This window comes from Rhodoferax mekongensis, assembly GCF_032191775.1.
Taxonomy (GTDB): domain Bacteria; phylum Pseudomonadota; class Gammaproteobacteria; order Burkholderiales; family Burkholderiaceae_C; genus Allorhodoferax; species Allorhodoferax mekongensis.
The window spans coordinates 894,902-917,831 of the sequence record NZ_CP132507.1; the positions used below are offsets into that span (position 1 = coordinate 894,902).

Genomic DNA, 22,930 nt, shown 5'->3' on the forward strand with positions numbered 1-22,930 from the left:
CGCCTATTGGACTCAAGTACAGGGTGTGTGACGCATTACTGAATTCCGTGCACTTTCAAGGCAAGCTGCAATCGATCTGTGACCCCCAGCTTTTCGAACACGGCACTTAAATGCGCCTTGACGGTGCGTTCAGTAATGTCGCATTGCTCTGCTATTGCCAAGTTTGATGCGCCATGGGCTGCCATTTTGGCGACTTCGCGTTCCCGAGCGGTGAGTTCATCATCCCAAGCCCCCGGCGTGGAACGTATTGAAGGTTTTGCGCGATTTGCCGTTTGGATTAATTGCTGCATCAAGTGTTGGCCTATCCATACGTGGCCGGCCATGGTGACTTGATGGACTTGTCTCAGCGTTTCCGGATCCGAAAATGCATGACAGTAACCCGCGCACCCTAAGTCCAAGGCTGCAATCGCTTCTTCATCTTTTGGATATGAGCTGGCGGCCACAATGCGCATTTGCTTGTCATGCAAAAGACCGTTCCATTCAGTCGAGGCCCATGGGGGTACATCGCCTACCTTCAGATCCAACCAAATGACATCCCCATTTCTCCGGGCTAGCTGCTTAAGTGCTGAAAAACTTCCCAGCTCAACAGCGGACTTGATCTTGAGCGCGTCCCGCCAGTGTTTCAAGAGTCCTTTGTCTTTGCTAACCAGCAAAGGCGCCGTATTCCTTCTCATCGTTCAGTCATTGCCTTTGACTTTGCGCGCAAGATGGGCTTCATCAGATAGGCAAGTACGGATTTTTTGCCTGTCAGGATGTCGACCTCGGCCACCATGCCAGGAATGATCGGTAATTTCTGTTGACCAATGGTGGTGGACAAAGTCCTCACGCGGACCACAAAGAACGCATTCCCTTTTTCATCGACTACGCTGTCTGCTCCAATTTGTTCCAGAGTGGCTTCCAAGCCGCCGTACACCGCAAAGTCATAGGCAGTGAACTTGACAAGTGCTTTTTGGCCTGGTCGCAAAAATGCGATATCTCGCGGCAACACGCGCGCTTCCAAGAGTAAAGCATCGTCAGATGGTACTAACTCAATGAGATCCTTACCGGGCTGCACTACGCCTCCAACGGTGTTTACACGCAGCTGTTTAACCGTTCCGTTGACCGGTGACCTGATCTCAGTCTGTTTAACCCGGTCCTCGAGTGCAGTGCTGCCTTCGGACAGGGCATTCAACTTGGCATTGGTTTCACTCAATTCAGAGCGCGCAATGTTCCTGAATGTGAGTTCTACTTCTTGGATCTTGCGATTCGACTCGGCAACTGCAGATTCCAGTCTGGGAATATCGGAGTTGGCGCTGTCACGCTCACCCCGGTAACGTGCTACGTCACGCTCCAGTCTCAACAACTCAACGTCTGAGATTGCCCCAGTCTTGACCAGAGGGCGGGTCAGTTCCAGTTCCTTGGCGGTCAGGGTGTAACTCTGCGAGGCTTGCTCACGCCGGGCCTTCACCGAAATCAATTCCTGAGAGCGTTGTGCAGACTGCTGTCGAGCAACGCCGACAGTTGCATCCAATTCTGCGCGGCGTGACTCGTAGAGCGCGCGCTCCTGCTCCACGATTTCGGGTGCTTCCTTCAGCACCTCCTCTGGGGGAACAAAGCGAGAGCCCTCCGCCAACGCACGGAGACGGGCAGCTTTGGCCAGTAGTGACAGGTACTGTGATTGGTTTTCCCGCAGCGAAGAGACCATCCGCGTCGGGTCTACTTTCAGGAGCAAGTCACCAGCCTTTACTACTTGTCCCTCGCGCGCGAGGATCTCGGAGACAATGCCTCCGTCCAAACTTTGCAAGACTTGGATCTGGCGCGATGGGATGACTTTGCCCTCACCTCGGGTCACCTCATCCAACTCGGCAAAAGCAGCCCAAATCAGCAGCACCAACACAGTCAATGCGCTCAACCACACCAAAATGCGGGCGCCTTGGGGTGTTTGCTCTGCGATGGCCCAGTCGGCATTGGCGTCGAAGTCGCTGTCCAATTCTTTCTGTTTGCCTGTAACCGCAAGCATCAACTTGTCCAGGAAGTGTGAGCTTGCTCCGTAAAACTTGTCCCAAAGAGTAGGTGTTGTCGGGGTGGCTTGTGGATCGGGGTTCATCATGATGCCCTCCCGATACGTCCGCTTTGAAGCGCTTCCACGACCTGTGCCTTGGGCCCATCGGCCACGATTTGACCACTATCAATCACGATCAGGCGGTCAATCAGTTCCAGTAACGAAGTCCGGTGGGTGACCAGAATCATCGTTTTGCCAGTGGCGAAACGCCGCAGTCTGCTTTTGAGTGCATCCTCACTCTGGTGGTCCATGGCACTGCTGGGCTCGTCGAGGAGCAACATGGGTGAGTCATTCAACACTGCCCGGGCGATGCCGACGGCTTGGCGCTGCCCTCCGGACAAGGATTCGCCCCGTTCACCGATGGCCATATCGAAGCCCTTGGGATGGCGGTTGGCAAATTCCGTCACACCCGCAATCTCTGCTGCCGCCAGAATGTCCTGGTCATCGGCAAAGGGCGCTCCCAGTGCAATATTCTCTTTCAACGTGCCGTAAAAGAGGCTGACGTCTTGGGACACAAAGCCTGCAGCACGGCGCAGTTCGGCGGGGTCGATCTGCCGCGAATCGATTCCGTCAATCAGGATGGCTCCCTCTGTCGGTTGGTGCAGGCCCAGTATCAGGCGCTGAATCGTGGATTTTCCTGAACCCACCCGTCCGATAAAGGCTACTTTTTCACCCGCATGGATCTTGAAGGACACCTTGCTCAGTACGGCTTGTTGCTGCCCCGGGTAGGTAAAGCTGACGTTCTTGAACTCAATCGTTCCCTGAAAACCAGTTCGATGCAGGTAGGAGGTTTCTTCTGAACGTTCCGGTTCTTGCTTCATGTGAGTGTCGACGGAAGCCAACCCACTCTTGGCACTGTGATATTGAAGGAGCAGACCTGCGACTTGTCCGAACGGTGCCATGGCACGACCGGCCAGCATCGATGCAGCAATGATGGCGCCCATGCTGATCTGGTTGTTTATGAGCAGGTACACGCCGACGATGACGCTGGTGACCGACACCAGCTGCTGCATGGCTTGTGCAAAGTTCATCGTGCCGTTGGACAGCAGCTTAAGTTTTGTGCCTGTCTGTGCGATGAAGATGGTGCTTTGTTCCCATTTGCGTTGAAAGCTGCTTTCCGCCACCATGAATTTGATGGTTTCAATGCCCACCAGGCTCTCCACCAGTGTGGCGTTGCGCTGGGAGGTCGCCCGGGACGAGACTTCCACCAGCTCTTGCATCTTGCGCTGTGTGGCCAGTGACACGACCAAAAGCAGGACGATGCAAACCAGAGGCGGCAGCGTTAACCAAGGCGAAATCCAGATCAGAGCCAAAAAGAACACCAGCACAAAGGGCAGGTCCACTAGCGTGGTGATGCTCGCAGATGCGACAAAGTCTCTGACGGATTCAAACGCCCGCAGATTAGCGGCAAAAGATCCTACGGAAGCAGGCCGGTCCGACATCTTGAGGCCCAGTACGCGTTCCATGATGCGTGCGGACAATGTCACATCAATCCGCTTGCCCGCTGTGTCCAGGATGTAGGCTCGCATGGTGCGTAGCACCGTATCAAACACCATCATCAGCATCACACCGATGGCCAGAACCCACAACGTCTCCTCGGCCCGGTTGGGTACCACGCGGTCGTAGACCGTCATCGAGAACATGGGCATGGCCAGCGCAAAAATGTTGATCAGCAGTGCGGCGATCAAGCTGTCACGGTAGAGGCGCCAATTCTGGAAAACAACCCCCCAGAACCAGTGTTTGGATTTCAGTTCGCCGGTGGCAGGCGTGCGAGGGTCGAACTTGAAAACCGGACGCACGAAGAACACCACGCCGGCAAACAGGGATTCCAAAGCCTCTTTGCTGATCACATCACCGGATTCGCCGCTTTCCGGAAAACGCACTCGCGCTTGGCCGTCCTCCGTCCATTCCAGTAGCAGGCAAGCCTGTTTGTCCTGCAGCAACAAGATGACGGGCAGTAAGCCAGGGCGCAAATCGCTGAGCTTGCGTCTGGCAAGGCGCGCCGTCAGACCTGCCCGTGCCGCAGCGCGTGGCAAGAGGGCTGGTGTGACCAGGTTGTTTTCCAGCGGAAGTCCGGCAGACAGGGCTTCTTGCGTGGTGGATATGCCGTAAATGCGGGAAATCGAGACCAAGCTGTCCAGCAAGGGGTCGAAATGGGTCCCGTGTTCACCGATCCGCCAATGAGCGGGTTTTGGATTTGCAGGGCCGGAGGGAGGCAGGCTGTCTGTCATTTAAATAATACGTTGATCGCCACCAAGCAGATTCAGTGCTCCCTGCATCCGGTTGCGCAGGCCTTTGCGTTTGCTGATCTTTTGTTGAGCCGCCGCAGGCAAGTCCGTGTGCCGGATGACGTTTTTGATGATCAAGGTGTCGATCAAGTCTTCCAGCACCCGTACGAATTCAGCATCTGCTTCGCCGAAGCCGCTTCCACTGGCGGTGTGCCCCAGAAACGCTTGGATATCGGGGTGCTCATCGCTCAGCAGCTCGCCGCCGGGCCTTTCCGCGCGGGAGAGGGAGGCAATCGATCCATCCTCGTTACGCAACACATGGAACATGGCAAGCCGCTTTCAATTGGGACATGGGGTTGGGGATGCCAACCCGGATGGCATTGAATGCTAGCACCGCATGGTGAAAACAAGGTGCCAAAAATGCCATGTTTTCCATGAATATTTGTTGTAATTGCGCAGTTCAGGTCGCCGGCAAGGCTGATGCGTTGTGGATGATTCCTCCACCAAGGCATACATCCCCGTCATACAACACCGCGGATTGACCGGGCGTCACGGCCCACTGGGCTTGGGGAAATTGCAGGGCAAATGCATCAGCGCCTAGGGGGACGAATCCACAGGGCGCATCAGTTTGGCGATACCGCGTTTTGGCAGCCGCTGTCATGGGGAAGGGTGCTTCGCCGCTAACCCAAGAGGCGTTCAGGGCTTCCAGACGTTCCGATTGCAACCAAGGGTGATCGTGCCCTTGTACGACCCATAGCGTGTTGTTCGGCAAATCTTTGCGCGCCACAAACCACGGCGTGTGTTCGCCACCACCTCGCTGAGCACCTCTGGCTTTGATGCCGCCTATGCCCAGGCCTTGGCGTTGACCCAATGTGTAGAACGACAGGCCCACGTGTTCCCCGATGGTGTGGCCTTTGGGGTTTTTGATGGGCCCCGGCTCCTTGGAGATGTAGCGGTTCAAAAACTCGCGGAACGGCCGCTCCCCGATGAAGCAGATGCCGGTGGAGTCTTTCTTCTTGGCATTGGGCAGACCAATCTCGTCGGCGATGCGGCGTACCTCGGTTTTATGGAGATCCCCCACAGGGAAAAGCGTTTTGGACAGCTGAGCCTGGTTCAACCGGTGCAAAAAATAGCTCTGGTCCTTGGCCGGGTCCAAGCCTTTGAGTAACTCGTGCTTGCCGCTGGAAGCATTGAGGCGAACTCTTGCGTAGTGTCCGGTAGCAATCTTTTCGGCACCCAGCCGCATGGCATGGTCCAAAAATGCCTTGAATTTGATTTCGGCATTGCAAAGGATGTCGGGGTTCGGGGTGCGGCCTGCCTGGTATTCGTGCAGGAACTCCGCAAACACACGGTCACGGTATTCGGCCGCAAAGTTGACGTGCTCGATTTCAATGCCCAGCACATCGGCGACGGCAGCGGCATCGACGAAGTCGATGTTGGAGGAGCAGTATTCGCTATCGTCGTCATCTTCCCAGTTCTTCATGAAGATGCCGACCACCTCATGCCCTTGCTGTTTCAAAAGATGGGCGGTCACAGCCGAATCCACGCCACCGCTCAGGCCCACGACAATACGTTGCTTACTCATGCCCTGATTTTAGTCCCCGTTGCAGGTGTCAACATGGAGTGTCAAATTTGCCCCTGGAGCCCGCGGAATATGCGCAAGCAGCTATTATTTTTGTAGCGTTTGCAAAGATGCCCAAACGCTGGGATCGGTGTGAATCACATCCAGCGGGTAGCGTTGACCGCGCAGATAGTCTTCCATGCACTGGACTACCAAGGGGCTGCGATGCCGCTCCCGGCTGGCGCGAATATCCTCCGGTGTCAGCCACAGGGCCTGCACGATGCCTTGGTCCAGCTCCATGCCTTCGATTCGTTCGCCAACGGTGCCGCAAAAGGCAAAGCGCAGGTAGGTAATGTCTTGAGTGCCGTCCGGCAGCTCGCGCACGAAGCGCGACAGGTAGATACCTACCAGTGCGCCGGGCACAAAGGGGTAAGCCGTTTCTTCCAGTACCTCGCGTGCGCAGCCTTGGACAGGAGACTCACCCGGGTCCAGGTGACCGGCGGGGTTGTTGAGTCGCAGGCCTTCGGGGGTGTGCTCCTCCACCAGAAGAAAGCGGCCGTTCTGCTCAATCACTGCCGCCACTGTGGCACTGGGTTTCCATCGTTCGGTCATGGATGATTATGTGTATTTAGCGCAAAAGTCTTTGCCGAAAGCTGCAACTTTAGCCCTATGGAATGCAGGGAAACTCATGTAAGCTAACAGACAGCTTGAATCCAACTCTATAGGAGTGCCCCATGCACATAGGCGTACCCGCTGAAACACTGGCGGGAGAGACCCGAGTTGCCGTGACCCCGGAGACAGTGAAGAAACTGAAATCCCAGGGGCACACGGTGCGTGTTCAATCCGGAGCCGGTCTTGCCGCCAGCGTGACTGACGAGGCCTATGTCGCCGCGGGTGCAGAGATTACCGACGCAGCGGGAGCCTTGGGAAGCGAGCTGGTACTCAAGGTACGCACCCCCGTGGACGCGGAGGCTGCAATGATGACCCCTGGTGCCACGCTGGTGGGCATGCTCAATCCGTTCGATGCAGAGGGCCTGCAGCGTCTGGCTGCTGCCAAGCTCAATGCCTATGCCTTAGAAGCGGCGCCCCGCACCACCCGTGCGCAAAGCATGGACGTGCTGTCCAGCCAGGCCAACATCGCCGGCTACAAAGCCGTGATGATGGCGGCTGACAAGTACCAACGCTTTTTCCCCATGTTGATGACGGCTGCTGGCACTGTCAAAGCGGCGCGCGTTGTCATTCTCGGCGTTGGTGTGGCCGGTTTGCAGGCCATCGCCACTGCCAAGCGCTTGGGCGCAGTGATCGAAGCCTCGGATGTGCGCCCCAGCGTCAAAGAACAGGTCGAATCCCTCGGGGCCAAGTTCATCGACGTGCCCTATGAGACGGATGAAGAAAAAGAAGCCGCTGTCGGCGTGGGCGGATACGCCAAGCCCATGCCTCAGAGCTGGCTGGACCGCCAGAAGGCGGAGGTTGCCAAGCGCGTCGCGCAGGCTGATGTGGTCATCAGCACCGCGCTGATACCCGGTCGCGCAGCCCCCACGCTGATTACCGAGGACATGGTCAAGTCCATGAAGCCCGGATCGGTGATTGTGGATATTGCTGCGGGCAAGGGCTTGAATGGCGGCGGTAACTGCCCGCTGTCCGAGGCAGACAAAACCGTTGTCAAACACGGCGTGACCCTGATCGGCGAAACCAATCTGCCTGCGCTGGTAGCGGCGGATGCTTCGTCGCTCTATGCGCGCAACGTGCTGGACTTCCTGAAGTTGATCATCAACAAGGAAGGTGCCTTGCACGTGGACCTGGAAGACGACATCGTGGCAGCCTGCCTGGTGACCCAAGGTGGCGAAGTGCGTCGCAAGTAAACCGCGCACGCAAGCTCACGCCCCACTTTATTCACTTAGCCCAACCAAGGAGCGACACCATGGAAATGGTTTCCCCCACCATCCTGAACCTGATCATCTTTGTGCTGGCCATCTACGTGGGCTACCACGTGGTCTGGACCGTAACCCCCGCACTGCATACGCCGCTGATGGCCGTGACCAACGCCATTTCTGCCATTGTCATCGTCGGCGCCATGTTGGCCGCTGCGCTGACGGAAACCACCTTGGGCAAATCCATGGGCGTGCTGGCTGTGGCCTTGGCGGCCGTCAATGTTTTCGGCGGTTTCATGGTGACCCGCCGCATGCTGGAAATGTTCAAGAAAAAGGACAAGAAAGCATCCACCGCAGGAGCCAAAGAATGAGCCTCAACCTCGTCACTCTGTTGTACCTCTTTGCCAGCGTCTGCTTTATCCAGGCGCTCAAGGGCTTGTCCCACCCGACCACTTCCATCCGTGGCAATGTGTTCGGTATGGTGGGCATGGCGGTGGCCGTGTTCACCACCGGCGCCCTGATCTTCAAGCTCGCAGGCCAACTCGGACAGGACGGCATGACCGGCATGGCCTGGGTGTTGGGCGCCTTGCTGGTAGGCGGCACTGCCGGTACTGTGATGGCCAAGCGCGTGGAGATGACCAAGATGCCAGAGCTGGTGGCCTTCATGCATAGCATGATCGGTTTGGCAGCAGTATTCATTGCGGTGGCTGCAGTGGCGGAACCTTGGGCCTTCAGCATCGCGGAAAAAGGGGGCTCCATTCCCGGTGGCAACCGGATTGAGCTGGCCTTGGGCGCATTCATCGGTGCGGTGACCTTCAGCGGCTCCGTGATTGCCTTCGGCAAGTTGTCCGGCAAGTACAAGTTCCGCCTGTTCCAGGGTGCTCCGGTCACCTTCCCCGGCCAGCACAAGCTCAATCTGGTGCTGGGCCTGGCGTCTGTCTTCTTTGTGTTTGGCTTCTGGCATTCCCAGAGCCCCATGGACTTTGCCCTGATTCTGGCGCTGGGCTTTGTGATGGGTGTGCTCATCATCATCCCCATCGGCGGCGCGGATATGCCCGTGGTGGTGTCCATGCTCAACAGCTATTCCGGCTGGGCGGCTGCAGGCATCGGTTTCAGTTTGAACAACAGCATGCTCATCATTGCCGGCTCACTGGTCGGGTCCAGCGGCGCCATCCTGAGTTACATCATGTGCAAGGCGATGAACCGCTCGTTCTTCAACGTGATTCTGGGCGGCTTCGGTGGCGACGCGTCTTCGGGCCCTGCTGGTGCTGCGGTGCAACGCACCGTCAAAAGCGGCAGCGCGGATGACGCAGCCTTCGTGTTGGGCAATGCCGAGACGGTAGTGATCGTGCCCGGCTACGGCTTGGCAGTGGCCCGCGCTCAACACGCCGTCAAAGAACTGGCTGCCAAGCTCACCGAGAAGGGCATTACTGTCAAGTACGCCATTCACCCGGTCGCAGGGCGTATGCCCGGCCACATGAACGTACTGTTGGCCGAAGCCGAAGTGCCTTACGACCAAGTGTTTGAGATGGAAGACATCAACGGCGAGTTCGGCCAGGCGGATGTGGCCATCATCCTGGGCGCCAACGACGTGGTGAACCCTGCAGCCCACACCAAGGGCAGCCCGATTTACGGCATGCCTATCCTCGAGGCCTACAAGGCCAAGACCATCATCGTGAACAAGCGCTCCATGGCCGCGGGCTATGCCGGTCTGGACAATGAGTTGTTCTATATGGACAAGACCATGATGGTGTTCGGTGACGCCAAGAAAGTCGTTGAAGACATGGGCAAAGCCATCGAATAGAGGCGTACGCCTAAGGACAGCCCGCCTAAGGTAAACACCGTGGGAGGGCTGGTTGGCCTGCATGAAAATGGCAGGCTGCATAAAAATAGACCGGAGACACAAGACATGACTGATCGCGTTTGGCTTGGCAGCTACCCACAAGGTGTGCCTGCTGACATCGACCCTGCCAAATACTCCTCCTTGGTGGCCTTGCTGGAAGAAAGCTTTCGCAAGTACGAAAGCCGCGTGGCCTACAACTTCATGGGCAAGGACCTTACCTTCGGCCAAACCGACAGCCTGAGCCTGGCGGTGGCGGCGTATCTGCAGGGTCTGGGTCTGGTCAAGGGTGACCGCGTCGCCATCATGATGCCCAACGTGCCCCAGTACCCGATTGCGGTGGCTGCCATCCTGCGCGCCGGGTTTGTGGTGGTGAATGTGAACCCCTTGTACACCGCCCGGGAGTTGGAACATCAACTCAAGGACTCCGGTTCCAAGGCCATCATCATCATTGAGAACTTCGCTCACACCCTGGAAAAGTGCATTGCTGCCACGCCAGTCAAGCATGTGGTGCTTTGCTCCATGGGCGACCGACTGGGTCTGCTCAAAGGCACTCTGGTGAATTACGTGGTGCGCAACGTCAAGAAGATGGTGCCGGCCTACAACCTGCCTCATGCTGTCCGCTTTAACGAGGTGGTGGCCCGTGGCACCAAGGCGCCTTTCAAGAGGCCCGACATCAAGGCGGATGACGTCGCGGTATTGCAGTACACCGGCGGCACCACGGGGGTGTCCAAGGGAGCAGTGCTCTTGCATCGCAATGTCATCGCCAACACCTTGCAGTCCGAGGCGTGGTACGCACCCGCCATGGCCAAGGTGCCGGCGGAGCAGCAGCCCACCACGGTGTGTGCGTTGCCGCTGTATCACGTGTTTGCTTTTACGGTCGGCATGATGCTGTCTATGCGCACGGGCGGCAAACTGATCCTGATCCCCAACCCGCGTGATATTCCCGGCGTGCTGAAAGAGCTGTCCAAGCACACCATCCACAGCTTTCCCGCTGTCAACACCTTGTTCAATGGTTTGGCGAATCACCCCGACTTCCATACCGTGGATTGGAGCCACCTGAAGGTGGCGGTGGGTGGTGGCACCGCGGTGCAGAGCGGTGTGGCCAAGTTATGGTTCGAAAAAACCGGCTGCCCCATCTGTGAGGGCTATGGCCTGAGCGAAACCTCGCCTACGGTGAGCTGCAACCCTATCACTTCCAACGAATACACCGGCACCATCGGCGTGCCCTTGCCCAGCACCTACATGAAGCTGCTGGACGACGACGGTGTGGAAGTGGCGGAAGGTCAGAGTGGCGAGATTGCGATCAAGGGCCCGCAGGTCATGGCGGGTTACTGGCAGCGCCCGGATGAGACCGCCAAGGTCATGACGCCGGATGGCTACTTCAAGACCGGCGACATCGGCGTGGTGGATGCCCGTGGCTTCTTCAAAATTGTGGATCGCAAGAAGGACATGATTCTGGTCAGCGGCTTCAACGTGTTCCCTACCGAACTCGAAGACGTGGTCACCCAGATGCCTGGCGTCCTGGAGTGTGCCTGCGTGGGTGTGGCTGATGCCAAGTCCGGCGAGGCCGTCAAGCTGGTCATCGTCAAGAAAGACCCCAACCTCAGCGAAGAAGATGTGCGCAACTTCTGCAAAGAGAACCTGACCGGCTACAAACATCCCAAGGTCGTGGAGTTCCGCGCCGAATTGCCCAAAACCCCGGTGGGCAAGATCCTGCGGCGCGAATTGCGCGAGAAATAAGCGTGGTTTCCTCCTCCTGGAGGAAAACCTCGGCAACCACGGCGGCCTTCGGGCCGCTTTTGTTGTGTGGCTTGCTAAGCTCCGTGTTTTGCATCTGAATCCATTGCCATGAGCGCTGAAACTCCCATTGCCATCCTGAGCGCACTCGCTGAAGAACAAGAGGGCCTGCTCGAGCACTTGCAGGATGCCCGGCGAGTGGATCATGGGGGGCGTGTTTTCTGGACCGGCCGCTTGCAGGGCCTGCCTGTGGTGTTGGCGCTGTCCCGCATCGGCAAAGTGGCCGCTGCGACGACGGCTACCGGTTTAATCACCCATTTCGGTGCTTCCCGGGTTCTGTTTACCGGCGTCGCCGGCGGGGTTGGGCCTGGAGTTCAGGTGGGCGATGTGGTGGTGGGCAGCCACTATGTGCAGCATGACATGGACGCCTCGCCGCTGTTCCCCCGCTATGAGATTCCGTTGTGCGGACAGGCACTTTTTGCAGCGGATCCCCCGCTTTTGGCGACTGCCTGTGAGGCCTTCAATCGGGTGCAGCCGGCGTTGCGTACAGCGCGCTACCCGGCAAAGCTGCACACGGGTTTGATTGCCAGTGGCGACCGGTTTGTAAGCAGCACTGCCGAAGTCAGCGCATTGCTGGGCGCACTGGCTTCCTCCGACTATTGCCCATTGGCGGTAGAGATGGAGGGCGCCGCCGCGGCCCAAGTGTGCGCAGACTATGGCGTGCCTTTCGTGGCGATGCGAACCATTTCAGACCGGGCGGATGACACCGCACATGTGGATTTCCCGCAATTTGTGCGGGAAACGGCCAGCCTTTACGCCCGTGCCTTTGTGCTGGAGATGCTTGATTTGCTATCAAAAAGATAGCTGTCTGCGCATGTGTGTCGGGCGCCAAAGCCTCAAAAGAGTGCTAACGCAGCCAGCCGCGTTTGTAGAAGTACCACATGGGCACCAGAGCACTGGCGACCATCAGTGCTACGGTGTACGGGTAGCTCCACCCGCCCAGGAACTCCAGTTCCGGGAACTTGAGGTTCATGCCATACACGCTGGCGACCAGGGTCGGCGGCAGCAAGGCTACGCTGGCCACCGAGAAGATCTTGATGATCTTGTTCTGGTTGATGTTGATGAAACCTACCGTTGCATCCATCAAAAAGTTGATTTTGTCGAACAGGAATGCGGTGTGCGAGTCCAGCGAGTCAATGTCGCGCAAAATCTGCCGAGCCTGTTCGAACTGCTCTGCGTTGAGCATCTTGCTGCGCATCATGAAGCTGACCGCACGGCGCGTATCCATCACGTTGCGGCGGATGCGGCCACTCAAGTCTTCGTGGCGGGCAATCGCGCCCAGCGCTTCGCCGGCGATGGCATCGGTCACGTTGCCTGAAAGAACCTTCTTGCTGACTTTTTCCAGCTCGTCGTAGATGCCTTCCAGCGTGTCGGCGGAGTACTCGGCGTCCGCATCGAACAGCTTGAGCAGCACTTCCTTGGCGTCTTCGATCAGGCCGGGTGCACGGCGGGCGCGCATGCGCAGCAGCCGGAAGACGGGAACGTCTTCATCGTGGATGGAAAAGAGCACACCTTTGCTTTTGAGATTGTCATTGACGAGGTTCAAGATGAACGCAGCCCGGACGGTGCGGGGTTCGTCGTCGTCCGCAATCAAAAAGTCGCTGCGGATGTGTACGTCGCCATTGTCTTCAGCGTAGAAGCGCGCAGATTCTTCGATGTCCTCGTCCATCGCGTCATCCGGGATGGAGAGGCCGTAGTACTGCTTGACCCAGCGCTTTTCTTCGAGCGTGGGGGATTCCAGATCGACCCAGATGGGCTGGAATTTGGAAAGCTCTTCGAGCGACTCGATTTCTTCTTGAAAGAGTCGGCCATTGGCGAGCGTAAAGATGTTGAGCATGGCTCACTCCCAAAATGGTTGGCTGCAGGCGGGTGTTGGGTGCTTTCAACCCCGGCGCAGTGGTGGGAGTTGAAAGCTACCGACTAGGGTAGGTTTCCAAGGAGCGTTCTCCGGTAATTCAGAAGCGGAAATTATCGCACCGCCCCGGGTGATAGAGTGGCTGCCCACCATCCCGGTTCCCCATTTTTTTACTCCCCATGCCCATTACTTTGAGTTCGACGCGTGAACGCTGGCTGCTGATCACGCTTGCCGGCATCCAGTTCACCAACATCCTGGACTTCATGATCATGATGCCCTTGGGGCCAGCTTTGACCGCGTTATTCCACATCAGCGATGCCCAGTTCGGCATGCTGGTCTCGGCCTATACCTTGGCGGGCGGAGCTTCTGGACTGCTTGCATCCACCTACATCGATCGCTTTGACCGCAAGCGCTTGCTATTGGTGTTGTACGGGTTGTTCGCCTTGTCTACTTTTGCTTGCGGTGTAGCGCCGACCTATGAGACGTTGTTGTTGGCCCGGGTCAGCGCCGGCATCTTTGGGGGCGTCTTGTCGGCATTGAGCCAGACCATTGTGGGCGACGTGATTCCCTTCGAGCGAAGAGGTCATGCGATGGGCATCGTCATGACCTCGTTTTCTGTTTCTACCGTCGCAGGCGTTCCGCTGGGCTTGTTCTTGGCAGCGCATTTCGGGTGGCACATCCCGTTCCTGCTGATTGCGGGGGTGTGCGTTTTGTTTGCTGTGTTTGCATTTCTGACTCTTCCCGCGCTGAATGCGCACTTGCAGGCCCATGCGCCGGTATCGGCGTGGTCTCGGATCTCCGAGGTCTTGAAAGACCGCAATCACTTGCGCGCCTTTGTTTTCTCCGCTTTGCTCATGTTCTCCGGCTTTACCGTGATTCCTTACATCACCATCTTCATGCAGTCCAATGTCGGATTGCGTGCGGATCAGGTGCCTTATGTGTACCTGTGTGGTGGTGTGGCGACGCTGATGACTGCGCGCTGGTTCGGAAACCTCGCGGATAGCTGGGACAAGTTCCAGACTTTCAGGGCTATCGCTCTGGTGTTTTTGCTGCCCCTGATCGGCCTCACCCTGTTGGGGCCGGTCGGAATGTGGGGCGCATTGGCGGTATCGACCCTGTTTTTCGTGTGTGGAAGCGGACGCATGATTCCCGGTATGGCCATGCTCACCTCTGCGGCCAACCCGGCCCTGCGAGGTACTTTCATGACCCTGAATGCCTCGGTGCAGTCAGCCGCGATGGGGCTTGCGGCCCTGGTGGGTGGCGCCATCATCAGCCGCGACACGGCGGGCCTGGTTCAAAACTATTGGGGCTCTGCCTTGATCGGCGCTGTTGCCAGCGTTTTGGCGGTGGTTGTTGCCGGAAGGCTGAACCTGCATCAAGCAGCTGGAAAATCGTGAAATTCGAAGTCATTTCATTGCTGCAGTGCATTACAAAAAAGACTTTGCAATTGGCCTGATTCGGGCGCATAGTGGATTCATAAACAGCGCAAATCGTTTAACAAGTTTGAGCGCCGACTGCTACTTTTGCAGAAGGCATTTTCAACCCTGAGAGCAACTGGAGGCTATTTATGAATTTGACGATCAGCGGTCATCACCTGGAAGTTACCCCGGCCCTGCGTAGTTATGTCACGACCAAGCTCGATCGCATCATGCGCCACTTCGATCAAGTGGTAGATGTCAAGGTGCTACTCACCGTTGAAAAGCAGAAGGAGAAGGAACGACGGCAGCGCGCCGAGTGCAACATCCATGTCAAAGGCAGTGACATGTTCGCCGAAAGCGCCCATGCCGACTTGTATGCTGCTGTGGATGATCTGGTCGACAAGCTCGATCGGCAAGTCGTTCGTCACAAGGACCGTTTGCAAAATCATCACCATGAGGCCCCCAAGCGCCTAATGTAGTGTTGCAATAGAGACGACAACACTAAAACCGCCCAGACACGGGCGGTTTTTTTATGTGCATAATCCGCTCCTTACCATGAACCGCCTAGCGTCTATCCTTCCTCCTTCGCAAGTACTTGCGCAAGTTGATGTCACCAGCAAAAAGCGTGCATTTGAAGAGGCAGGCCTGCTGTTCGAGAACCTGCACGGTCTGAGCCGCGCGCTCGTGACCGACAGTCTTTTTTCCCGTGAACGTTTGGGCTCCACAGGTTTGGGGCATGGCGTAGCGATCCCCCATGGCCGTATCAAGGGCCTGAAGTCACCGATGGCCGCAGTGTTCCAGTTGGCACACCCCATCGGCTTTGACTCACCGGACGATGTTCCTGTGAGTCTGCTGATATTCCTGCTGGTGCCCGAAGCAGCGACCCAGAAGCACCTGGAAATCCTCTCTGAAATCGCTGAACTCTTGAGTGATTCCGCGCTCCGTGAGCAAATCACTACCTGTGCAGACGCCACCCTTTTGCACTCCCTGATTGCCGGCTGGCAGTCCGCCAGAGCGGCTTAAGTTCTTTCCCACCTTCAGGTGCCGCATTGAAACCCACCGCAGTCAGTGCAGACGCACTCTTTGAGGAATTCAGGGGGCATTTGCGCTGGGAGTGGGTTGCCGGTCTGGGTGCCTCTGAACGTCGGTTCGATGAGGTTGCCATCAAGGCAGCCCGGTCCGGTGCCGATCTGGTGGGTTACCTGAACTACATCCACCCGTACCGCGTCCAGATCCTCGGTGAGCGTGAGATCACGTACATCACCAACGCCACTCCCGAAGACTGCGCCCGCCGCATTTCCCGCATCGTGACATTGGAGCCGCCAGTGCTTGTACTGGCAGATGGGCAAGTTGCTCCGCAGGCTCTGTTGGCCATGTGCGAGCGAGCACAAATTCCCATGTTTGCGACCAAGGAGTCGTCCGCCTTCGTGATTGACGTACTTCGGGCCTATCTGTCCAAACACTTTGCGGACCGCATGTCCATGCACGGGGTGTTCATGGACATCTTGGGGCTGGGGGTGTTAATTACCGGTGAATCCGGTCTTGGCAAGAGTGAGCTCGGTCTGGAGCTGATTTCGCGCGGCAACGGCTTGGTGGCCGACGATGCCGTAGACCTCTATCGCATCAATCAGACCACGATCGAGGGGCGCTGCCCGGAGTTGCTGCAGAACCTGCTGGAAGTGCGCGGCATCGGTTTGCTTGATATCCGCGGGATATTTGGTGAAACGGCGGTGCGCCGCAAAATGCGCTTGAAATTGATCGTGCACCTCGTGCGCAGAGAAACCCTGGAGCGGGATTACGAGCGCATTCCCTATGAACCTTTGACGCAGGATGTGCTGGGCATACCGGTGCGCAAGGTGGTGATTCAAGTGGTGGCTGGCCGCAACATTGCAGTGCTGGTGGAGGCCGCTGTCCGCAACACGATCCTGCAGTTGCGCGGGATTGACACTTACCAGGAATTCGTCGAGCGCCACCGCAAGGCGATGGCCCAAGGCGGCTAATTGCTGCTGTTGCGGTGAGGGCAAGCGCCTTTGGTGCAATTGGCGTACAAACTCAGGGCGTGGTCGGAAATCGCAAATCCCTTGGATTTGGCTACGGCATGCTGGCGTTTTTCGATTTCTGCGTCGTAAAACTCTTCCACCCGTCCGCAGTCCAGACACACCAGATGGTCGTGGTGCTGGCCTTCGTTCAGTTCGTACACCGCTTTGCCGCTCTCAAAGTGGCTGCGGCTCAAGATGCTCGCCTGCTCGAATTGGGTCAATACCCGGTAGACGGTGGCCAAGCCCACATCAGAGCGTTCCTGCAGCAAAACGCGGAACACATCTTCCGCCGTCATGTGGCGCTGGGTGCCGCGTTGAAAGACTTCCAGAATTTTCAGGCGGGGGACCGTGGCCTTGAGGCCCGTGTTTTTCAATTCTTCGATATTGCTCATCAGCACATTCCTGGCATGGTCATCAAACAGGCCGACAGAGGCCAACCGCTACAATGACACGATCATATCGCCCTTCAATTTTCATGCTCCTTACCTCTTGCCGTAGTCTCCGTTCAGCCGCATTGGCTTTGGTTGTGGCAACCCTTGCCGCGTGCGGGTCCGTCAGCACCACAGGAGAAAAAGTCGCGGGGGTGATGACGCCATACAAAATCGACATCGTTCAGGGCAACGTGGTCACCCGCGAGCAGTTGGCTGTCTTGCGAGTGGGCATGCCCCGTGCCATCGCGCAGGATGTACTCGGCACCCCCTTGCTCACCAGCGTGTTCCATGCAGACCGTTGGGACTATGTGTTCACCCTCAAACGCCAGGGCAGTGAGCCTCAGGCACGCAAGGTGACCGTGTTTTTCGCCAATGAAGTGATCAGCAAGATTGAAGCGGACGAGCTGCCCAGCGAAACGGAGTTTGTGTCAACCTTGCGTTCGAAAACGGTGCTGGGCCCGGTGCCTTCGTTGACAGCTTCTGAAGAAGCGCTCAAAAAATTCCCGGCGCCGAAAAAGGCGGAGGCACCCGTATCCGGCAACACCGCACCAGCAGCTGCTACCTCCTACCCGCCGCTGGAGCCCGGCGGCCTCTGATCTTTCTTTTTTCTTTTGACCATGACCCACACCATTGCCATTGCTGGCGCTTCAGGCCGCATGGGCCAGATGCTTATTGATGCTGTCCGTGCTGCGGACGATTGCTCGCTGGCCGGCGCGCTGGATATTGCCGGCAGTCCTTCCCTGGGTCTGGACGCGGGCGCGTTCTCTGGACAAGCTACCGGAGTGTTGATCACTGCAGATGTGCGCGAAGGCCTGAAGAACAGCCAGGCGCTCATTGACTTCACCCGCCCGGAAGGCACACTGGCTCACTTGCAGGTGTGCCGCGAATTGGGTGTTGCGGCCGTGATCGGAACCACAGGATTTACCGACGAGCAAAAAGCCGAAATCGCCGAGATTGCCAAGTCCATCCCCGTGATGATGGCGCCCAACATGAGCGTCGGGGTGAACGTGACCTTGAAGCTGCTGGAGATGGCGGCCAAGGCGCTTGCCACCGGTTATGACATTGAAATCGTGGAAGCCCACCACCGTCACAAAGTGGATGCTCCTTCCGGCACCGCACTCAAGATGGGCGAAGTGATTGCCGACGCCCTGGGCCGCGACTTGAAGGAATGTGCTGTCTACGAGCGCTACGGCGTGACCGGCGAGCGCGACCCTTCCAGCATCGGCTTCGCCACCATTCGCGGAGGCGATATTGTCGGTGACCACACCGTGCTATTTGCAGGCACCGGCGAACGGATTGAGATCAGCCACAAGTCGTCGAGTCGCGCCACGTATGCCCAGGGCAGCTTGCGCGCGGTGCGTTTCCTGGCAGGTCGTGCGCCGGGGCTGTATGACATGTTCGACGTTCTGAATTTGAAATGAGCCCGTTGCAGCTGCTTTTCCAGGGAGATGCGGTTCATACCGCCGTGGCGTTGATATTGCTGTGCATGTCCATCGCCGCTTGGTTTGTGATTTTCTGGAAAAGCTGGTTGCTGCAGCGCGCGCTGACGGACGTGTCGCGCAGCACAGCGGCCTTTTGGCAGGCGGCGGATGTGACTGCCGCATTGGCGGCGCTGCCCGCATTTGACCGGGAGGGCCTGGTCTTGCCCCTGGTCCAAGCCACGCAGACCCAAGGTGCCGGGACGCTGGCAGCTGCCGGTGACAGGGGCCAACAACTCACCCGCGTCCTGCGTGACGCTTTGCACGGCGTGTTGCAACGTCTGCAGTCCGGTCAGGTATTGCTGGCTACCGTGGGATCGACCGCTCCCTTTGTGGGCCTGTTGGGAACGGTATGGGGCATCTACCATGCGCTGATCAGTATTACCGGTGGCGGGCAGGTCAGCATCGACAAAATCTCCGGCCCGGTGGGTGAGGCGCTGATCATGACAGCGGCTGGCTTGGCCGTGGCGATTCCCGCTGTGTTGGCCTACAACGTGTTCGGCCGTCTGGTCGCCCGTCTGGAGGCCGATCTCGAGGGCTTTGCCCTGGACCTGCGCGAACTGCTGCTGAGCAGCCCCAAGGCGGACTGAATGGCATTCGGCCGCTTGGAACGCCCGTCCGGCGCGCAGCCGATGAGCGACATCAACATGACGCCGCTGATTGACGTGATGCTGGTCTTGCTGGTGATCTTCATCATTACTGCTCCCCTGATGGTGAGCGCTGTGAAGGTGGATTTGCCTCAGGCGCAGGGTACGCAAGCGGTGGATGCTCCCAAATTTATAGCGATCACCATTGACCCTGCAGGGCAGACCTATGTGAACGATGCGCCCATGGACAAGCCCGCTTTGGCCAATGCTTTGGCCGACGCTGCCAAACGCAACCCGAATACCGAAGTCCGACTGCGTGCTGACTCCACCGTGCCGTACGGCCGCGTGGTGGAAGTCATGGGTTTGGCTCAAAAAGCGGGCTTGAGCCAGATCGGATTTGTAGCCGAACCTGAGGCGTCCGCCTCCCCCTGAACCCCGCGCGCAGTGCAACGCCTAAAATCGCACCAAGCCTCTCTTCACGGCAGCGTGACCGCTGCCCATTCCCCATGCAAGACAAGTACCAGCACCTCGACGTAGAACAAGCCGCGCAAGCCCATTGGGCACAGCCTTTGTGGAATGGCGATACCGCCTACCGTGTCACCGAAAACGCCGTGGGCGTGGACGGCAAGCCCAAGAAGAAGTTCTACGCCTGCTCCATGCTGCCGTACCCCAGCGGCAAGCTGCACATGGGCCATGTGCGCAACTACACCATCAACGACATGCTGGCCCGCTACCTGCGCATGAACGGCCACAACGTGCTCATGCCCATGGGCTGGGACGCCTTCGGCTTGCCTGCCGAAAACGCGGCACTCAAGAACAAGGTGCCCCCTGCCAAGTGGACCTACGAGAACATCGCCTACATGAAGGGCCAAATGCAGGCCATGGGCCTGGCCATCGACTGGAGCCGTGAAGTCGCCACCTGCGATCCCGATTACTACAAATGGAACCAGTGGTTGTTCCTGAAGATGCTGGAAAAAGGCATCGCCTACCGTAAGACCCAAGTGGTGAACTGGGACCCGGTGGACCAGACCGTGCTGGCCAATGAGCAGGTGATTGACGGCAAGGGCTGGCGCACCGGTGCGGTGGTGGAGAAGCGCGAGATCCCCGGCTACTACCTCAAGATCACCGACTACGCGCAGGAACTGCTGGACCATGTGCAAATGGGCAACGACAAGGCCACGCTCACCGGCTGGCCCGACCGTGTGCGCCTGATGCAGGAGAACTGGATCGGTAAGTCCGAAGGCGTGCGCTTTGCGTTCACCCATGACATCAAGGATTCGACGGGTGCCTTGATCGGTGATGGCCGCATGTACGTGTTCACCACCCGTGCCGATACCGTGATGGGCGTGACCTTCTGCGCTGTGGCGCCTGAGCACCCCTTGGCCGCGCACGCCGCATCCACCAACCCCGCTCTGGCGGCCTTCATTGAAGAATGCAAAACCGGCGGCACGACAGAAGCCGAGTTGGCCACGCAAGAGAAGAAGGGCCTGAACACCGGCTTGTTCCTGACCCATCCGCTGACCGGCGCCCGGGTGCCGGTGTGGGTCGGCAACTATGTTCTGATGGGCTATGGCGACGGCGCCGTCATGGGCGTACCTGCGCACGACGAGCGCGACTTTGCGTTTGCCAAGAAGTACGGCATCGAGATCAAGCAGGTCGTCTCCGCCGAGGGCGAAACTTTCTCGCTGGAGTCTTGGGCTGATTGGTATGGCGACAAGCAGCGCGCCGTGACGGTGAACTCCGGCAAATACGACGGCCTAGCCTACAAGGCTGCGGTGGATGCCGTGGCTACAGACCTGGCTGCCAAAGGCTTGGGCGAGAAAAAGACCACTTGGCGCCTCCGCGACTGGGGCGTGAGCCGCCAGCGTTACTGGGGCACACCCATTCCCATCATCCATTGTGAGGAGCACGGCGCCGTGCCGGTGCCTGAAAAAGACCTGCCCGTAGTGCTGCCGCAAGACTGCGTGCCCGATGGCTCCGGCAACCCGCTGCACAAGCATGAAGGATTCCACGCCGGCGTGGTCTGCCCGGTGTGCGGCAAGCCCGCCCGCCGAGAGACCGACACCATGGACACCTTTGTGGACTCGTCCTGGTACTTCATGCGTTATTGCGATCCGAAGAACCCGGACGCCATGGTGGCAGGCGGTACTGACTACTGGATGCGGGACCAGAATGCCGCTACCGGCGGCAGCGGCATGGACCAATACATAGGGGGTATCGAACACGCCATCCTGCACTTGCTGTACGCCCGTTTCTGGACCAAGGTCATGCGCGACCTGGGCCTGGTGAAGGTGGACGAGCCCTTCACCAAGCTGCTGACCCAGGGCATGGTGCTCAACCATATCTACAGCCGCCGCACTGCCAAGGGCGGCAAGGAATACTTCTGGCCCAAGGACGTGGAGCACGTTCATGACGCCGCCGGTAAGGTGGTGGGTGCCAAGCTGATCGCCGAAGTGGATAGTGCCGATGGCTTGTTGCCGGTGGGCACTGCCATCGACTACGAGGGTGTGGGCACCATGTCCAAGTCCAAGAACAACGGTGTGGATCCGCAGGAGCTGATTGCCAAGTACGGCGCAGACACCGCCCGTATCTACACCATGTTCACCTCGCCGCCCGAGGCTACGCTGGAGTGGAACGACTCGGCGGTGGAGGGTAGCTACCGCTTCCTGCGCCGTGTCTGGAACTTTGGCTACAAGCTGTCTGCTATGGATTCTGTAGCTGCTCGCGCAAGCGTGGCGGGCGCCAAGAGCCTGAATGATGTGGAATTCGGCAAGGAAGCCAAGGCGCTCCGGCTGGAAATGCACACCGTGCTCAAGCAGGTGGACTTTGATTACCAGCGCATGCAATACAACACGGTGGTGTCGGGTGCGATGAAGATGATCAACGCGCTGGAAGGCTTCAAGGCTATGGACAGCGCCGGTGCACAAGTGGCTCTGATCGAAGGTTTCGGCATCCTGCTGCGTTGCCTGTACCCCGCTACGCCACACCTCTCGCACGCCTTGTGGTCCGAGCTGGGCTATGCCTCCGCCCTCGGCGATCTGCTGGATGCGCCTTGGCCACAGGTGGACGCGGCGGCCCTGGTGCAAGACGAGATCGAACTGGTGCTGCAAATCAACGGCAAGCTGCGCGGTGCCGTGCGCGTGCCGGCAGGCGCTGACAAGGCCGCCATCGAAGCCGCTGCGCTGGCCAGTGAGGTGTTTATGAGCCATGCTGCAGGCGCGCCCGCCAAGAAGGTCGTCGTGGTGCCGGGCCGCTTGGTCAACATCGTCGTCTGAGCTCCATGCTGAATCGCCGCCATCTTGTAGCCCTGCCTGCTGCCGCCTTGCTGGGGGGCTGCGGCTTCAAGCTGCGCGGCAAGCAGAACTTTGCGTTTGAAACGATTGCGGTCACCCCTGAAAAGGGGGCAGCGGTCGCATCTGAGCTGAGCCGCTACTTGGGCAGCATGGTGCGCCCGGTGGCGCCTGCGGCGGGAGGCGCTTTGCCGGATGTGATTGTTGACATCCTGGGCGAGACCCGTGAAAAGGTGATCGTGGCGCTGAACGCCTCGGGCCAGGTGCGGGAGTACCAGCTGCGCATCAAGGTGCGCTTTCGCATGCGCAGCTCCGAGGGGCGCGACCTGATAGCGCCCACCGACATTCTGCAGGAGCGGGACATCAGCTTCAACGAATCTGCCGTGTTGGCCAAAGAGGCGGAAGAGGCTCTGCTCTATCGCGATATGCAGTCCGACATCGTGCAGCAGTTGCTGCGCCGGATTGCGGCGGTCAAGACGCTGGAGCCCTAA

Annotated in this window: 23 protein-coding genes; 15 read left to right on the forward strand and 8 right to left on the reverse strand. The window is 58.4% G+C overall.

Annotated features, from left to right (window positions below; translation table 11 throughout):
* Nucleotides 1–35 precede the first annotated feature (35 nt).
* The 6 genes from RAN89_RS04220 to RAN89_RS04245 form a co-directional block, all read right to left on the reverse strand.
* Nucleotides 36–653, reverse strand: coding sequence for a response regulator transcription factor (locus RAN89_RS04220; RefSeq protein WP_313868397.1), 618 nt, complete (start codon nucleotides 651–653; stop codon nucleotides 36–38).
* Between the two features lie 17 nt (nucleotides 654–670).
* Nucleotides 671–2,089, reverse strand: a complete 1,419-nt coding sequence (locus tag RAN89_RS04225; protein WP_428984476.1) for an HlyD family type I secretion periplasmic adaptor subunit — start codon at nucleotides 2,087–2,089, stop codon at nucleotides 671–673.
* On the reverse strand, nucleotides 2,086–4,272 hold the full coding sequence (locus tag RAN89_RS04230) for a type I secretion system permease/ATPase (RefSeq protein WP_313868398.1): 2,187 nt from the start codon (nucleotides 4,270–4,272) through the stop codon (nucleotides 2,086–2,088). Before RAN89_RS04230 ends, RAN89_RS04225 begins: the two co-directional genes overlap by 4 nt.
* A complete protein-coding gene (locus RAN89_RS04235; protein WP_313868399.1) occupies nucleotides 4,273–4,596 on the reverse strand; it encodes a hypothetical protein in 324 nt (107 codons plus the stop codon).
* A 133-nt stretch (nucleotides 4,597–4,729) separates the two neighbouring features.
* Nucleotides 4,730–5,854, reverse strand: a complete 1,125-nt coding sequence (mnmA, locus tag RAN89_RS04240) for a tRNA 2-thiouridine(34) synthase MnmA (RefSeq protein WP_313868400.1) — start codon at nucleotides 5,852–5,854, stop codon at nucleotides 4,730–4,732.
* Between the two features lie 84 nt (nucleotides 5,855–5,938).
* Entirely contained in the window at nucleotides 5,939–6,442 is a 504-nt protein-coding gene (locus tag RAN89_RS04245) for an NUDIX hydrolase (protein ID WP_313868401.1), read from the reverse strand.
* 122 nt (nucleotides 6,443–6,564) lie between these two features.
* On the opposite strand from RAN89_RS04245, the gene RAN89_RS04250 reads away from it, so the two are divergent.
* The 5 genes from RAN89_RS04250 to RAN89_RS04270 all read left to right on the forward strand — a co-directional run bounded on the left by RAN89_RS04250 (nucleotide 6,565) and on the right by RAN89_RS04270 (nucleotide 12,145).
* Nucleotides 6,565–7,692, forward strand: a complete 1,128-nt coding sequence (locus tag RAN89_RS04250) for a Re/Si-specific NAD(P)(+) transhydrogenase subunit alpha (protein ID WP_313868402.1) — start codon at nucleotides 6,565–6,567, stop codon at nucleotides 7,690–7,692.
* 59 nt (nucleotides 7,693–7,751) lie between these two features.
* The gene (locus tag RAN89_RS04255; protein ID WP_313868403.1) at nucleotides 7,752–8,072 is read left to right on the forward strand and encodes an NAD(P) transhydrogenase subunit alpha part 2; all 321 of its coding nucleotides are present in this window, start codon (nucleotides 7,752–7,754) and stop codon (nucleotides 8,070–8,072) included.
* Nucleotides 8,069–9,505: an NAD(P)(+) transhydrogenase (Re/Si-specific) subunit beta gene (locus RAN89_RS04260; protein ID WP_313868404.1), complete on the forward strand. Its 1,437-nt coding sequence runs from the start codon at nucleotides 8,069–8,071 to the stop codon at nucleotides 9,503–9,505. The genes RAN89_RS04255 and RAN89_RS04260 overlap by 4 nt, the downstream gene beginning before the upstream one ends.
* A gap of 105 nt (nucleotides 9,506–9,610) precedes the next feature.
* On the forward strand, nucleotides 9,611–11,284 hold the full coding sequence (locus RAN89_RS04265; protein WP_313868405.1) for a long-chain-fatty-acid--CoA ligase: 1,674 nt from the start codon (nucleotides 9,611–9,613) through the stop codon (nucleotides 11,282–11,284).
* A 108-nt stretch (nucleotides 11,285–11,392) separates the two neighbouring features.
* Nucleotides 11,393–12,145 (forward strand): 5'-methylthioadenosine/adenosylhomocysteine nucleosidase, encoded by a 753-nt coding sequence (locus tag RAN89_RS04270; protein WP_313868406.1) that lies wholly within the window; start codon nucleotides 11,393–11,395, stop codon nucleotides 12,143–12,145.
* Nucleotides 12,146–12,188: 43 nt separating this feature from the next.
* Here the strand turns inward: RAN89_RS04270 and RAN89_RS04275 are convergent, their stop codons facing one another.
* Nucleotides 12,189–13,178, reverse strand: coding sequence for a magnesium and cobalt transport protein CorA (locus RAN89_RS04275; RefSeq protein WP_313868407.1), 990 nt, complete (start codon nucleotides 13,176–13,178; stop codon nucleotides 12,189–12,191).
* Between the two features lie 197 nt (nucleotides 13,179–13,375).
* Here RAN89_RS04275 and RAN89_RS04280 point away from each other — a divergent pair, with 197 nt between their 5' ends.
* From RAN89_RS04280 to hprK, 4 genes are all read left to right on the forward strand, one after another.
* The gene (locus RAN89_RS04280) at nucleotides 13,376–14,593 is read left to right on the forward strand and encodes an MFS transporter (protein WP_313868408.1); all 1,218 of its coding nucleotides are present in this window, start codon (nucleotides 13,376–13,378) and stop codon (nucleotides 14,591–14,593) included.
* Nucleotides 14,594–14,763: 170 nt separating this feature from the next.
* Nucleotides 14,764–15,093 carry a ribosome hibernation-promoting factor, HPF/YfiA family gene (hpf, locus tag RAN89_RS04285; protein WP_087496008.1) on the forward strand — a complete coding sequence of 110 codons (330 nt, stop codon included), beginning with the start codon at nucleotides 14,764–14,766 and terminating at the stop codon, nucleotides 15,091–15,093.
* Between the two features lie 76 nt (nucleotides 15,094–15,169).
* Complete coding sequence (locus tag RAN89_RS04290; RefSeq protein WP_313868409.1) at nucleotides 15,170–15,637, forward strand: PTS sugar transporter subunit IIA; 468 nt, start codon at nucleotides 15,170–15,172, stop codon at nucleotides 15,635–15,637.
* A 26-nt stretch (nucleotides 15,638–15,663) separates the two neighbouring features.
* On the forward strand, nucleotides 15,664–16,614 hold the full coding sequence (hprK, locus tag RAN89_RS04295; protein ID WP_087496010.1) for an HPr(Ser) kinase/phosphatase: 951 nt from the start codon (nucleotides 15,664–15,666) through the stop codon (nucleotides 16,612–16,614).
* On the opposite strand, the gene fur is transcribed toward hprK, so the two are convergent.
* Nucleotides 16,611–17,045 (reverse strand): ferric iron uptake transcriptional regulator, encoded by a 435-nt coding sequence (fur, locus tag RAN89_RS04300; RefSeq protein WP_313868410.1) that lies wholly within the window; start codon nucleotides 17,043–17,045, stop codon nucleotides 16,611–16,613. The two genes, hprK and fur, sit on opposite strands and share 4 nt — an antisense overlap.
* 194 nt (nucleotides 17,046–17,239) lie before the next feature.
* Between fur and RAN89_RS04305 the strand changes: the two genes are divergently transcribed.
* The 6 genes from RAN89_RS04305 (at nucleotide 17,240) to RAN89_RS04330 (ending at nucleotide 22,930) form a co-directional block, all read left to right on the forward strand.
* A complete protein-coding gene (locus RAN89_RS04305; RefSeq protein WP_313868411.1) occupies nucleotides 17,240–17,680 on the forward strand; it encodes an outer membrane protein assembly factor BamE in 441 nt (146 codons plus the stop codon).
* A gap of 21 nt (nucleotides 17,681–17,701) precedes the next feature.
* Nucleotides 17,702–18,505 carry a 4-hydroxy-tetrahydrodipicolinate reductase gene (gene dapB / locus RAN89_RS04310; protein WP_313868412.1) on the forward strand — a complete coding sequence of 268 codons (804 nt, stop codon included), beginning with the start codon at nucleotides 17,702–17,704 and terminating at the stop codon, nucleotides 18,503–18,505.
* Complete coding sequence (locus tag RAN89_RS04315; protein ID WP_313868413.1) at nucleotides 18,502–19,152, forward strand: MotA/TolQ/ExbB proton channel family protein; 651 nt, start codon at nucleotides 18,502–18,504, stop codon at nucleotides 19,150–19,152. Before dapB ends, RAN89_RS04315 begins: the two co-directional genes overlap by 4 nt.
* Nucleotides 19,153–19,581, forward strand: coding sequence for an ExbD/TolR family protein (locus RAN89_RS04320; RefSeq protein ID WP_313868414.1), 429 nt, complete (start codon nucleotides 19,153–19,155; stop codon nucleotides 19,579–19,581).
* 74 nt (nucleotides 19,582–19,655) lie between these two features.
* Nucleotides 19,656–22,424, forward strand: coding sequence for a leucine--tRNA ligase (leuS, locus tag RAN89_RS04325; RefSeq protein ID WP_313868415.1), 2,769 nt, complete (start codon nucleotides 19,656–19,658; stop codon nucleotides 22,422–22,424).
* 5 nt (nucleotides 22,425–22,429) lie between these two features.
* Nucleotides 22,430–22,930 carry an LPS-assembly lipoprotein LptE gene (locus tag RAN89_RS04330; RefSeq protein WP_313868416.1) on the forward strand — a complete coding sequence of 167 codons (501 nt, stop codon included), beginning with the start codon at nucleotides 22,430–22,432 and terminating at the stop codon, nucleotides 22,928–22,930.

Excerpts from the sequence above, each read along its gene's own strand:
- dapB (WP_313868412.1), top strand. The coding sequence starts at position 17,702 with ATGACCCACACCATTGCCATTGCTGGCGCTTCAGGCCGCATGGGCCAG.
- RAN89_RS04280 (WP_313868408.1), top strand. The coding sequence starts at position 13,376 with ATGCCCATTACTTTGAGTTCGACGCGTGAACGCTGGCTGCTGATCACG.
- RAN89_RS04235 (WP_313868399.1), bottom strand. The coding sequence starts at position 4,596 with ATGTTCCATGTGTTGCGTAACGAGGATGGATCGATTGCCTCCCTCTCC.
- RAN89_RS04275 (WP_313868407.1), bottom strand. The coding sequence starts at position 13,178 with ATGCTCAACATCTTTACGCTCGCCAATGGCCGACTCTTTCAAGAAGAA.
- RAN89_RS04245 (WP_313868401.1), bottom strand. The coding sequence starts at position 6,442 with ATGACCGAACGATGGAAACCCAGTGCCACAGTGGCGGCAGTGATTGAG.
- RAN89_RS04320 (WP_313868414.1), top strand. The coding sequence starts at position 19,153 with ATGGCATTCGGCCGCTTGGAACGCCCGTCCGGCGCGCAGCCGATGAGC.
- fur (WP_313868410.1), bottom strand. The coding sequence starts at position 17,045 with ATGAGCAATATCGAAGAATTGAAAAACACGGGCCTCAAGGCCACGGTC.
- RAN89_RS04265 (WP_313868405.1), top strand. The coding sequence starts at position 9,611 with ATGACTGATCGCGTTTGGCTTGGCAGCTACCCACAAGGTGTGCCTGCT.
- RAN89_RS04230 (WP_313868398.1), bottom strand. The coding sequence starts at position 4,272 with ATGACAGACAGCCTGCCTCCCTCCGGCCCTGCAAATCCAAAACCCGCT.
- hpf (WP_087496008.1), top strand. The coding sequence starts at position 14,764 with ATGAATTTGACGATCAGCGGTCATCACCTGGAAGTTACCCCGGCCCTG.
- RAN89_RS04305 (WP_313868411.1), top strand. The coding sequence starts at position 17,240 with ATGACGCCATACAAAATCGACATCGTTCAGGGCAACGTGGTCACCCGC.
- leuS (WP_313868415.1), top strand. The coding sequence starts at position 19,656 with ATGCAAGACAAGTACCAGCACCTCGACGTAGAACAAGCCGCGCAAGCC.
- mnmA (WP_313868400.1), bottom strand. The coding sequence starts at position 5,854 with ATGAGTAAGCAACGTATTGTCGTGGGCCTGAGCGGTGGCGTGGATTCG.
- RAN89_RS04270 (WP_313868406.1), top strand. The coding sequence starts at position 11,393 with ATGAGCGCTGAAACTCCCATTGCCATCCTGAGCGCACTCGCTGAAGAA.
- RAN89_RS04315 (WP_313868413.1), top strand. The coding sequence starts at position 18,502 with ATGAGCCCGTTGCAGCTGCTTTTCCAGGGAGATGCGGTTCATACCGCC.
- RAN89_RS04330 (WP_313868416.1), top strand. The coding sequence starts at position 22,430 with ATGCTGAATCGCCGCCATCTTGTAGCCCTGCCTGCTGCCGCCTTGCTG.
- RAN89_RS04290 (WP_313868409.1), top strand. The coding sequence starts at position 15,170 with ATGAACCGCCTAGCGTCTATCCTTCCTCCTTCGCAAGTACTTGCGCAA.
- RAN89_RS04250 (WP_313868402.1), top strand. The coding sequence starts at position 6,565 with ATGCACATAGGCGTACCCGCTGAAACACTGGCGGGAGAGACCCGAGTT.
- RAN89_RS04225 (WP_428984476.1), bottom strand. The coding sequence starts at position 2,089 with ATGATGAACCCCGATCCACAAGCCACCCCGACAACACCTACTCTTTGG.
- RAN89_RS04255 (WP_313868403.1), top strand. The coding sequence starts at position 7,752 with ATGGAAATGGTTTCCCCCACCATCCTGAACCTGATCATCTTTGTGCTG.
- RAN89_RS04260 (WP_313868404.1), top strand. The coding sequence starts at position 8,069 with ATGAGCCTCAACCTCGTCACTCTGTTGTACCTCTTTGCCAGCGTCTGC.